At 35.6% G+C, this 12308-nt stretch carries 10 protein-coding genes; 8 read left to right on the top strand and 2 right to left on the bottom strand.

All coding sequences use genetic code 11. The features are described from left to right. Positions 1-24: 24 nt before the first annotated feature. Both SBO79_RS08490 and SBO79_RS08485 read left to right on the top strand, forming a co-directional pair. Positions 25-246: a hypothetical protein gene (locus SBO79_RS08490; RefSeq protein ID WP_318639992.1), complete on the top strand. Its 222-nt coding sequence runs from the start codon at positions 25-27 to the stop codon at positions 244-246. Between the two features lie 611 nt (positions 247-857). Beyond that, entirely contained in the window at positions 858-3965 is a 3108-nt protein-coding gene (locus SBO79_RS08485) for a RemA C-terminal-like gliding motility protein (protein WP_318639991.1), read from the top strand. Positions 3966-4472: 507 nt separating this feature from the next. Here the strand turns inward: SBO79_RS08485 and SBO79_RS08480 are convergent. After that, on the bottom strand, positions 4473-5435 hold the full coding sequence (locus SBO79_RS08480; protein WP_318639990.1) for a phosphoribosylaminoimidazolesuccinocarboxamide synthase: 963 nt from the start codon (positions 5433-5435) through the stop codon (positions 4473-4475). Positions 5436-5816: 381 nt separating this feature from the next. Between SBO79_RS08480 and hmpA the strand changes: the two genes are divergently transcribed. Together hmpA and SBO79_RS08470 are read left to right on the top strand one after the other, a co-directional pair. Continuing rightward, entirely contained in the window at positions 5817-7016 is a 1200-nt protein-coding gene (hmpA, locus tag SBO79_RS08475) for an NO-inducible flavohemoprotein (protein ID WP_318639989.1), read from the top strand. 10 nt (positions 7017-7026) lie between these two features. After that, positions 7027-7446 (top strand): Rrf2 family transcriptional regulator, encoded by a 420-nt coding sequence (locus tag SBO79_RS08470; RefSeq protein WP_318639988.1) that lies wholly within the window; start codon positions 7027-7029, stop codon positions 7444-7446. A gap of 33 nt (positions 7447-7479) precedes the next feature. Here SBO79_RS08470 and SBO79_RS08465 read toward each other — a convergent pair whose 3' ends face one another. Further along, positions 7480-8427, bottom strand: a complete 948-nt coding sequence (locus SBO79_RS08465) for a PhoH family protein (RefSeq protein ID WP_318639987.1) — start codon at positions 8425-8427, stop codon at positions 7480-7482. A gap of 99 nt (positions 8428-8526) precedes the next feature. Here SBO79_RS08465 and SBO79_RS08460 point away from each other — a divergent pair, with 99 nt between their 5' ends. From SBO79_RS08460 to gldG, 4 genes are all read left to right on the top strand, one after another. Continuing rightward, positions 8527-9393, top strand: coding sequence for an SAM hydrolase/SAM-dependent halogenase family protein (locus SBO79_RS08460; RefSeq protein ID WP_318639986.1), 867 nt, complete (start codon positions 8527-8529; stop codon positions 9391-9393). 6 nt (positions 9394-9399) lie between these two features. Next, on the top strand, positions 9400-9696 hold the full coding sequence (locus SBO79_RS08455) for a putative quinol monooxygenase (protein WP_318639985.1): 297 nt from the start codon (positions 9400-9402) through the stop codon (positions 9694-9696). 94 nt (positions 9697-9790) lie between these two features. Then, a complete protein-coding gene (gene gldF, locus SBO79_RS08450; protein WP_318639984.1) occupies positions 9791-10516 on the top strand; it encodes a gliding motility-associated ABC transporter permease subunit GldF in 726 nt (241 codons plus the stop codon). Next, on the top strand, positions 10516-12201 hold the full coding sequence (gldG, locus tag SBO79_RS08445; RefSeq protein WP_318639983.1) for a gliding motility-associated ABC transporter substrate-binding protein GldG: 1686 nt from the start codon (positions 10516-10518) through the stop codon (positions 12199-12201). Before gldF ends, gldG begins: the two co-directional genes overlap by 1 nt. Positions 12202-12308 lie beyond the last annotated feature (107 nt).

Genomic DNA, 12308 nt, shown 5'->3' with positions numbered 1-12308 from the left:
AACTAATTAAAAAACAACCAAATTATGAATACATCAAAACTTATTGGAATTGTGCTTATCGTAGTGAGTCTCGGATTTGCTTATATGGGGTTTAACAAAGTTTCGGCTAATACTGCCGAAATAAATGTTTTAGGACTAGAAATCGATGCCTCAAATGAATCGGGCAAAAGTCAAGGATATATTTATCTAGGATTGGCCGCCGTACTTTTTGCGGGAGGTGTTTATACACTTAACAGTAAGAAATAATTTTAGTCCAAAATCCGAACCTCTTGGTTCGGATTTTTTTATAGACAATTTACACCATTTTGATGATATGATAAAACTGAAAAGTGGAATGGTCTCTAATAGTATTATTTGTTAGCTTAGATTTTATAACAGTTTATGTTGAAAGTAATTTTATTAAATCGTGCGCGATTTGATGATTTTTGAAATAGTATATTTTGTATATTGTACCCTCAAAAAATTAATTATTACCCAGAATAAATCTCTCATTGGGAATATAAATTTTTTCTAATCAATCAGATTGCGTCTTTCAACAGATTTTCTAATTAAAAACGACATAACAAATTTTCTTATGTCACAATTAATTTCAATATATGTAAGTCTATTCTTCCTTTTTTAAGTTTATTTTTTAAGGTCTATCATTAAATCTTATTCAGTATTTACAGTGCAATTTATTGTAAGAGTCTACTCTCATAGAAAATGGCGGACATTTGATCTGTAAATTCACCTTTGGAAATACAAATTCAAACTCGCCACAAATTTATTAACTTCTAATTATAGTAGAGTTGTTAATATTTACAATCACCTTTGCGGCGTCGCAATTATCCTATTGCACATAATCCCAACAACTTCCGTTGAAAAATAACCTATTATTACTGATTACAATCAGCTTTTGCCTTTTCTCTTCCAACACTATTTTTTCTCAAACCCTTAACTTAAATTCACTTGCGAATTTTGATCTCTTCACAAGCGATGGAGCTATAACTAATACTGGGCTTACCCAAGTCTCTGGAAACATCGGAACCAATCTTGGAGCAATAAGTGGCTTTTCAGCATCTCCAAGTTCAATCAACATTCAAAATGTTGCCACTGCACAGGCTGTTATAGATTTATCAGCGCTTTACGAGGAATTGCTAGTAACAACTCCTACCGTACTAAATCATCCACTTACTTTTGGAACAGGAGAAGCCTTATCACCAGGAATTTATGATGTGAATGGAGCCATATCAATTGCGGGTACTCTTACTCTGGACGGTCAAGGCAATAGCAATGCTTTATTTATTATCAAAACTAATGGCGCTCTAAATGCAGCTGCTTACGCTAAAATAGTTTTAATTAACGGCGCAAGAGCTGACAATGTGTATTGGCTAGCTGCTGGAGCCGCTGGCTTTGCAACTTTCGCAGATATTAAAGGGATCGTCGTATCAAATGCTGCAATTGTTTTTGGCGCTTATGCTAAATTAGATGGAAAAGCTCTTACGAAATTTGGCGCCATAACCACCCTAAATTCATACATTAACATTCAATTCCCAGCGGCGAATGAGACTGCAAATCTGGGTTCAGCTTCAAAATTTGTTATGTACACGGCTGCGGGTACAATTTCAAATTCTGGAATTTCTACTTATACTGGACTTATAGGAACGGATGCGGGCGCTATCTCATCTTTTCCTGTGGGAACAGAGAATCTTATCAATCAAAATGATATAACTGCAGCCTGCAAGGTCGACTTATTTTCAGCCTATGCAGATTTGCAGGGAAGAACACCGACAAATACTGCACATGCTGTAGCCTATGGTAGTGAAACTCTAACTCCTGGAATTTATAAAAATATTGCTGCTATTACAACTGCCGGCATTCTAACTTTAGATGGTCAGGGAGATCCTAATAGCATCTTCATATTCCAATTTGGTGCCGCGTTGGCGATCGGAGCAAATACTGAAATAATTTTATCCAATGGAGCGCATGCTTCAAATGTGTTTTGGATTGTAGAAGGTGCAGTTAGTATAGGAGCATCCACGAAAGTCGAGGGTACTTTTATATCGAATGCTGCTTTAGCACTTGGCGCAAATTGTTCTCTTAACGGTCGAATCTTAATTTTAGCTGGTGCAATTACGACCCTTGACGGAATGACTTTAAAAATTCCTGAAGCTCGAATATTTCCCATTAATCAGGCAATCGATTATGGCAGTTTCCCTGCAAATTTATTTCTAGCGGGATCTACTAAAATTATCATTAATTGGCAAAAATCTACTGACAGTTCATTTAGCAACCCTACAAATATATCAAACGCAACACCTTCATTAGGCGGTTCCGAAATGGGAGTGATAGTTGATGACACTTGGTTTAGAGCCAGATTTCAAGACAACACTTACTCGGCCTCAACAAAAATGACGGTTGGGGATAAAACTACTTTAATAAATGGTCAATGGGATAATGGATTTCCAGACAATACTAAAACAGCAGTTTTTCAAAGCATTTTCACTTCTACAGAAAACTTTATCGCGCGATCTGTTGTTGTAGAAAGTAATACTTCTGTAATTATTTCGTCAGGCAACAATGTCATTTTGAACGGTTCTATAACAATAAAGGATGGCGCTAGCTTTACTCTCAGTAATAACTCTAATTTGATTCAACTTACAAACGCCATCAATATTGGAAAGATTAATGTGCTAAAAAATAGCTCAAAGTTAAAGAGACTTGATTACACTCTTTGGAGTAGTCCTGTAAAAGATCAAAAGTTACTTAGCTACTCGCCATTTACAAACTTAACTCGTTTTTACAATTATAATTCAAACACCGACCAATATAACGCAGTAGCTGCGCCAAATTCTACCAATTTTAATATAGCAACTGGCTACCTTATCCGTATGCCAAATGATCACCCTACAGTCGCAACTGTTTGGAATGGGAGTTTTCATGGAATTCCCAATAATGGAGATATTAATTATAATATAGAAAACCTTGAGATTGGAAAACCATTCTATTTGGTTGGAAATCCTTATCCTTCCAAGCTTGATGCGAAAAAATTCGTCGATGATAATAGCGATTTTATTACAGGATCTTTGTATTTCTGGCGTAAAACAAACGATGCAAATAAACCTAGCTACTGTACTTGGACTACGGCTGGATTTACAACTAACGGAGAAGACGAAGCTGAAGATTTAGACAATTTTATCTCATCATCACAAGGATTTTTTGTTGAAGTTTTGCCTAATTCAAAAGAAATTATTTTTAAAAACTCTCAACGATCTGATAATACAATTGAGCAGTTTTTTAAAACTCAAAATATTGTAGAGAAAAATAGAATCTGGCTTAACGCAACTAGCTTGAATGGAGCGTACTCTCAAATGTTATTAGGATACATTACAAATGCGACCCTAGCAGTTGACCATGGAATTGATGGGAAATATAAAAATGATGGTGTTATTGCTCTGACATCCACTATTGATGGCGCCCCTTACACAATTCAAGGAAGACCTTTACCATTTGAAGCAAGTGACATTGTATCGCTGCAATTTATGGCAACTGAAGCTGGACAGTATACAATTGCAATAGACCACGTTGATGGCCTTTTTGAAAGTAATCAAGTAATTTATTTGAAAGATCAATTTACAGGCTTGCTTCACAATTTGAAAACACAATCTTATACTTTCACTTCTGAAGCTGGAACTTTTGAAAGTCGTTTTACGATTGTCTATCAAAATCCTTTAAGTACAAATGAGTTTACTGAAGAAAATAATTCGATAATCGTTTACCAAAAGAATAACGAAGTCGTAATCAGTTCAACAAAATCCTCTTTAAAATCAATAGAGATATTTGATACATTAGGAAGATTAGTTCAAGAATATAGCAATATCAATTTGAACGAGGTAAAGATTCCGGCGCGTAATGGCAAGCAATTGCTATTACTTCAGATAACGGATGAGAATAATCAGATTACTATAAAAAAACTCATCGACTAGAGATAAAAAACAAAAAAATGCGAAGCTAATCAGTTCGCATATTTTTTCTTTTTTTTAATTTAATGATTGAAAAAATATAAAATTTAAAGATTCCAGCAGTGGAAAGATTAGAATAATCTTGAAAAATTAAAATAGATTAAGGGTTTAGTTTAGAAAAATTAGTCTTTTAACGAGAGTGATTAACTATGATTATTAAATCCAGAAATTTAAGTTTTTTGGATTTATACTTTAGTCACCTTGATATTTTGTTATAACCTATTTAGAAATCTGGAATTTTTCAATCTTTCAATCTTTGAATCTTTGAATCTTTCAATTCTCACTAGTTTTTTACCAAAAAAAAAGAGCGACCAACGGAAGCTCCTTATTTTTTTGTGCAAAAACACCTTCTTTGTGGGATTCTTGGAAAGTACAGCGGGAAAAAGCTGCCAAATAATTATTATTATAATTCCTAAAATATTTATTCGTCTAACTTAACAGCGAAATCCTATTTTAGATTATTTAGATATTTTAGATTTTTTCATACGAAGTTAAAAACTGAAGCACATTCTTCTCTATCCTAGCATTGATATCTGAAATATCGGCTTTAACGAATTTTTCGCCCAAGATATTCTCGTATAATTCGATATAACGATCAGAAACCGTTTGGATATATTCTGCAGACATTTCTGGGATACTTTGACCATCTTTACCTTGAAAGCCATTTTCCATCAGCCATCTTCTTACAAATTCTTTCGACAATTGCTTCTGCTCTTGGCCAGCATCCTGACGCGCTTGAAAACCATCGGCGTAGAAATATCGGGAAGAGTCAGGTGTGTGAATTTCGTCAATAAGGACTATCACGCCGTCTTTGGTTTTTCCAAATTCGTATTTTGTATCTACTAAAATTAGACCGCGACTATCTGCGATTTCAGTACCTCTTTGGTAAAGAGCGCGTGTGTATTTTTCGAGAACTAAATAATCTTCTTCGGTAACAATCCCTTGCGAAAGTATAGCTTCACGGCTGATATCTGCATCGTGGTCACCCAAATCTGCTTTGGTAGTTGGGGTGATAATTGGCTCAGGAAGTTTGTCATTTTCTTTAAGACCTTCTGGAAGTTTTACACTACAAATTTCTCTTTTTCCAGCGGCATACTCACGAGCTGCGTGACCTGCAAGATATCCACGAATCACCATTTCAACTTTGAAAGGCTCACATAAATGTCCTACCGCAACGTTTGGATCTGGAGTTGCAATCAGCCAATTAGGCACGATATCGCTTGTAAGCTCCATAAATTTTGTTGCAATCTGATTCAAAATCTGACCTTTGTAGGTGATTCCCTTTGGCAAAACAACATCAAAAGCAGAAAGCCTATCGGTAGCAATCATGACCAAAATATCGTCGTTGATATTGTAAACCTCGCGAACTTTACCGTGGTAAAGCGACTTCTGACCGGGAAAATTGAAATCAGTTGTTGTGATTGTATTGCTCATCTTATGCTGTTGTTTTTTTTGCAAAAATAGGTTGTTTCAAAGAGATACACAAAGTTGTTTAGACATTATTAAAGGCAAATACTTCAGACGATATTCCTTGCATCAAAAGCAGAAAAAACGACACCAATTGCAGAAGTTTGCTAGCCAAAAATCCTTTGTGCATACAAATAGTAAGAGCACGAAGTTTTGATGATTAAGGGGTACGGCAATTCTTTAACTTTTTTAAACCAATTTCAATTGAAAAAATCACCCTATACTTCATTTTATTCTTCTTTGTTACTAAATAGATAGTACAAATACAAAAGTATGTTGATTGTTGCATATCATATACAACAATCAACTTTAGGTGCTACCTTTGTGTAGAATTTTAAATAAAGCCCCATGAATACAAGTCAAAAAGAATTAGTTAAAGGAACAGTTCCCGTATTAAAAGCGAATGGCAATGATTTGATTACGTACTTTTATCAAAGAATGCTAACTAACAATCCTGAATTAAAAGATATTTTTAATATGGCGAATCAAGCTAGTGGAAAGCAACAGAACGCCTTAACTGGAGCAGTCTTAGCGTATGCCGAAAATATTGATGACCCCACAGTTTTGATTAATACTTTAAAAGCAATTGGGAATAAACATGTAAGTTTAAATATTGCAGCTGAACAATATGATATTGTAGGCAACCATCTAATTAATTCAATTATTGAAGTTTTAGGCACTGCAGCTACTGCTGAATTGATCGAAGCTTGGACTTGTGCTTACACTGAATTAGCGCAAATAATGATAGATATTGAAGCAGATATGTATCAAAAAAATACAGAGAAAAAAGGAGGTTGGAAAGGTTGGAGATCTTTTGCAATTTCGAAGATTGTTGCAGAAAGTGCTGAAATAAATTCATTTTACCTGACACCTGTAGATAAGAAAGAAATCGCTGATTTTTTTCCCGGTCAATTTATATCCGTTAGCACCTTTATTCCAGAATTAGGTCATAAACAGCCAAGGCAATACAGCTTATCATCTAGTTCTAATAACGATTATTACAGAATCTCGGTTAAAAAAGAGATGGGACAAAAAACTCCAGACGGCATAGTTTCTAATGCTTTGCATGGAAAAAGCGTTGGTGACTTACTAGATGTTAGTGCTCCTGCGGGATTATTCTATGCTGATCCAGAATCTAAAAATCCTTTGGTGTTGGTTAGTGGCGGTGTTGGTTTGACACCTTTAATGAGTATGGTTGAGACTAATAAAAATGCATTACAAAGAAACCAAACAGTGTGGATCCACAGCTGCCGTAATGAAAACGTGCACGCTTTTAGAGATACTATAGAAGAACTAAACAATGAAAAATCTTGGTTAACATCCTACGTTTTTTACGAAACTCTACCTGAGACCAATACTAATGCCATTGAAGGGAGAATTGACTTAGATCAGATAAAAAAAGAAATACTGATAAAAGATGCAAAATATTATATTTGCGGACCTCCTGTCTTTATTAAAGTGCAATATCAATCCTTAGTAGGTCTTGGTGTAAGTAGAGAAAATATTCTTTATGAAGAATTTGGTCCACAATTATTAAGCCTCAACTAATAAACTTTTTATGAAATTGAATCACTTTACCGATTTTAGTATGCGCGTGTTGATGTATTTAGATCAAAAGAAAGAAAACCATCAAAGTTCTTTAGATGAGCTATCAGCCAATTTTAAGATCTCACGCAATCATCTTATTAAAGTGGTTCAGTTTTTATCTTCCAACAATCTTGTTCAAACCAAGAGAGGGAAAAATGGTGGCATTTTAATTTCAGAAAAGGCCAGAGCGATTTTACTTGGAGATTTAATTCATCTTTTAGAACAAGATGATACACCGGTAGTAAATTGCGATTTAAAACCTTGTATCTTCCAGTCTCATAATTGCAAATTAAAAGCTGTTTTTAGTTCTGCTTACCTCGCATTTATTGAAAGTTTAAACCAATACAAACTGTCAGATTTAAAATTTACAAATTGGAGCTCTATATTTTAAGCAAAAAAGACTTCTTTCGAAGTCTTTTTTAATTTAATCATTATTTTCAATCATTTTGTAAGCGTCAATAACTTTCTTGACTAATTTATGGCGCACGATATCTTTGTCGTCCAAGTATATGATCGAAATTCCTTCGATGTCTTTCAACACCAACATTGCCTCCTTGAGTCCCGAAACTTGACGGCGAGGCAAATCTATCTGTCCTGGATCGCCAGTGATCATAAATTTGGCGCTCTTTCCCATTCTTGTAAGAAACATTTTCATTTGAGCATGCGTAGTATTCTGGGCCTCATCGAGAATTACAAAGGCGTGGTCTAGTGTTCGTCCACGCATAAATGCCAAGGGTGCAATTTGAATAATTCCCTTAAGTAGATAGTCTTCCAATTTCTCGTTGGGCAACATATCTCGCAATGCATCGTACAAAGGTTGCATATAGGGATCTAATTTTTCCTTCATATCGCCAGGCAGGAAACCGAGATTTTCACCAGCTTCTACCGCAGGACGTGTCAAAATAATTCGTTTTACCTGCTTTTCTTTGAGCGCTTTTACGGCAAGTGCCACCCCTGTATAGGTTTTTCCAGTTCCGGCAGGGCCGACAGCAAAAACCATATCGTTTTTGTTAATCATATCAACCAGCAATTGCTGATTTGGAGTCATCGCCTTGATAATTTTGCCGTGAATCCCATGGACCAAAATTTTATCTCTGTCATCCATGCGTTCGGCTTGTCCGTTGCCTTCTATGACTCTTTCGATTACATTATCATCGATTTTATTATATCGAGCAAAGTGCTGCATCAGGCGGTTGAACCGATTTTCGAACTCATCAAGTACTTCCGTTTCTCCAAAGGCTTTAATTGTAGTACCTCTGGCAACTATTTTTAGTTTTGGATAGTATTTCTTGATCGTTTCTAAGTGAGTGTCCTGGGCTCCCCAAAAATCTTTGGGTGCAATGTCTATGAGTTCAATGGTTCTTTCGTTCAAACGTGTGGTTTTTAAATTAAAAAAATCGCTTAATAATTATTAGATTTGCATTTCAAATTTAATGAAAATTCTAATGGGTTGCACCGCGAAAGAAAAATTATGTCAATAATAACACTAACCACAGATTACGGTCTTAAGGATCACTTTGTAGGAGCGTTAAAAGGACGTATTCTTACGCAATTTCCTGAAGCACAAATCGTAGATATTTCACACCATGTAGACCTATTTAATATTGCCGAAGCTAGCTATATGGTAGGTGCCGCGTACAAAAGTTTTCCGGCTGGAACAGTGCATATTATTGGAGTTGATATTGAACGTAATAAAGAAAATAAGCACATTGTAATGCAGTGGAATGACCACTACTTCATCTGTGCTGACAATGGGATTCCTGGAATTCTAACCCAAAAGATTCTGCCACAGAAAGTTGTAAATATTAATTTTTTTACGGCATTGAATCCAGATCAGAGTGATATTGATATTTTTATTACTGTTGCTTGCCATATTGCCAAAGGTGGATTGCTTAATGTTGTGGGAACAGAAGTTGAAGGTGTAAAACAATCGATTGAATTATCGGCAACGATGAATGAAAATCAAAATACCATTAGTGGATGTATTTTGTACGTAGATCACTTTGGAAATTTGGTTACGAATATTAGCAAAGAACTTTTTGAACATCATAGAAAAGGTCGAAGGTTTGAAATAAAACACAACGCTCGCGGCACAAGTAGAAATAAAGATCATTCAAAGCCAATTATCGAAATTTTCAATAGATACTCCGATATTGCGGCCTCCAGCTCTTTTCCGATTACTGATTTTTCTGGAAAAAAATTAGCGGTATTTAATGAAGCTGGTTTGCTTGAAATCGCAATTTTTAGAAGTAATCCAAAAACCGTAGGCTCCGCTTCTACCCTATTGGGTTTGACCTATCGTGATATTGTTCAGATAAATTTTATAGACGAAAAATAATATAATATGCTTGTACGCATTGTCAAATTGAGTTTTCATCAAGAAAACATTCCAGCTTTTTTAGAGAATTTCGAAGAAAACAAAGATAAAATTCGAGCTTTTCCTGGAAATAACTTTTTAGAATTGTACCAAGATCAGAATAATAAAGATATTTTCTTTACCTATAGTTATTGGGAATCTGCCGAAGATTTAGAAAATTACCGACAATCAGAACTGTTCGCTGGCATTTGGGCTTTTACAAAAAAACTTTTTAACGACAAACCTCAAGCTTGGTCGGTAGACAAATTGGTAAGTTTGGCATAATGGACAACAATATACTTGCAAAAAAATAGTTTATTTGCACTGCTTGACGAAGACCGCAATTGCGATAGAATCAGTACCTAAAATATAATTTGGAATGAAGTCAATATTACTTAGAGAAATCAAATCCTTTTTTGGTTCGCCCATTGGATATTTGGTCATCGCCATTTTCCTGCTCATAAATAGTTTATTCCTTTGGGTTTTTGAGGGAGAATTTAACATCCTGAAAAGTGGATTTGCTGATTTGAGTCCGTTTTTTACACTAGCTCCTTGGATTCTAATTTTCCTTATTCCCGCAGTAACAATGCGCAGTTTCTCTGACGAAAAAAAGCAGGGAACTTTAGAGCTTCTGTTAACAAAACCTATTAGTATTTGGGAAATTGTGGGCGGTAAATTTCTTGGTGCTTTTCTCTTAATCGTAATTGCACTTATTCCAACAATTATTTATGTAATGGCAATTTACTATTTAGGAATGCCCGAAGGTAATATCGACTTTGGCAGCACGGCTGGATCCTATATTGGACTTTTATTCTTGATTGCATCTTATACTGCAATCGGAATTTTTTGTTCGTCGCTCTCAGACAATCAGATTATCGCTTTTATAATTGCTGTTTTTTTATGTTTTGTCTTCTACTTCGCATTTGAAGGAATTTCAACTTTTGTAAAAGGTTTTGAGTCGGCTGTGGCCAATATCGGGATGGAGCAACACTTCCTGAGTATGAGCCGTGGGGTTCTTGACAGTCGTGATGTAATCTACTTCTTGAGTATTGCTACCTTGTTTCTGGCTTTCACAGTTTTCAAACTTAAATCCCTGAAATCATAATGAGAAAGCAAAAACAAAATGATTTGAAAGGACTTTTCATCGTGATTTTGGCCCTCGTGGTTTTAAATTTCGCAAGTTCGAAAGTATTTGTCCGCGCCGATTTAACTCAGGATAAAAGATATACGCTTAGTAAAACGTCGAAAGATGTTGTAGATGCGGTGAATCAGCCGTTGTATATTGATGTGTTTTTGAAAGGAAATTTCCCTGGGGAATTCAAAAGACTTCAAACCGAAACTTCACAACTTCTGGAGGAATTAAAAGCTCAGAACCCGAATATTATATTCCAATTTGTAAATCCTTTAGAGAATCCTGACGAAAGTGAAGCAGTTATGCAATCGTTTATGGAACGTGGATTGACGCCAATAAACATTACTCTGGACGACAAAGGAAAGCAAACCCAAGAAGTAGTTTTTCCTTGGGCAATTGGAACGTATGGCGACAAGAGCATCAAAATACCGTTGCTAAAGAATATGATGGGTGCCTCGACCGAAGAAAAAGTGGTAAGCTCTGTTCAGCATTTAGAATATGCTTTCGCGAATGCTATAAATACAATCAGCACTACAAAGCAAAAGAAGATTGCGATTATCAAAGGAAACGGCGAAATGCACGATATTCTCATTGCCGATTTTGTGCGTCAGATTCGGGAAAATTATTATATCGGACCTTTTACACTAGATTCAGTACAGAATAAAGCCAAAGAAACGCTAGCTGAGCTTAAAAAATATGATCTTGCGATTATTGTAAAACCAACCGAACGTTTTTCTGATCAGGAAAAGCAAGTTTTGGATCAATACGTTGTGAGCGGTGGCAAGACTTTGTGGCTTGTAGATCAAGTGAATATCGAGATGGACAGTTTGTACAACGATCGCGGAATGACTCTGGCAATGCCAAGAGACCTCAACCTCAACGATATGTTCTTTAAATACGGCATTCGTATTAATCCGGACTTGGTAAAGGATATTATGGCAACTCCTATTGCTCTTGCTACCGGAGATGAAGGATCAGCATCGCAGTACACGCAGTATCCTTGGTTTTATTCGCCAATGATCTATCCAGAAGGAAAACATCCGATCATCTCTAACCTTGATGGAATAAAATTCGAATTTACTTCGGGAATAGAAGTTCTGAAAAATGACATCAATAAGACCGTATTGCTTCGGAGTAGTCCATATTCTAAATTGGTAGGAACTCCCGTAGAAGTAGATCTATCGATGGTGCAAGATCGTCCTGAGAAAGCTGAATTTGAAGGTAAGGGACAAATTCCTGTTGCCGTTTTGCTCGAAGGATCTTTCAAATCTGTTTTTGAAAATAGAGTTCTTCCATTCGACGATTCTACATTTAGCGGAAGCGGAAAAGATACAAAAATGATTGTGGTTGCTGATGGAGATGTGATCAAAAATCAGTTGGACAGAAACTTCCAACCGATGGAACTTGGTTATGATAAATGGACAGGAAATCTTTATGCAAACAAAGAATTTTTGTTGAATTGTGTAAATTTCCTCCTTGACGATAACGGACTTATCAACATTAGAAGCAAGCAGGTAAATCTACCACTGCTAGATAAAGAAAAGGTGTACGAAAACTACAGCAAGACGCAACTGCTAACTGTCGCATTGCCAATAGTTGTACTTATAATATTTGGCCTGCTTTTCACATTTTTGCGCAAGCGTAAATACAGTCGATAATGTTGATAAAATAATTGAGATTATACAGTTGTTTAGGATATATTTGTATCCTAATTAGAATATTGTGCTGACTTAAAAGCGGCAAATGCTAAAAAATTAAATAGATT

Origin of the sequence: Flavobacterium ardleyense, from assembly GCF_033547075.1 — a bacterium.
In the GTDB taxonomy this organism is placed as follows: domain Bacteria; phylum Bacteroidota; class Bacteroidia; order Flavobacteriales; family Flavobacteriaceae; genus Flavobacterium; species Flavobacterium ardleyense_A.
The sequence above is the reverse complement of the archived record's forward strand: the minus strand, read 5'-3'. Positions and strand labels throughout refer to the sequence as shown.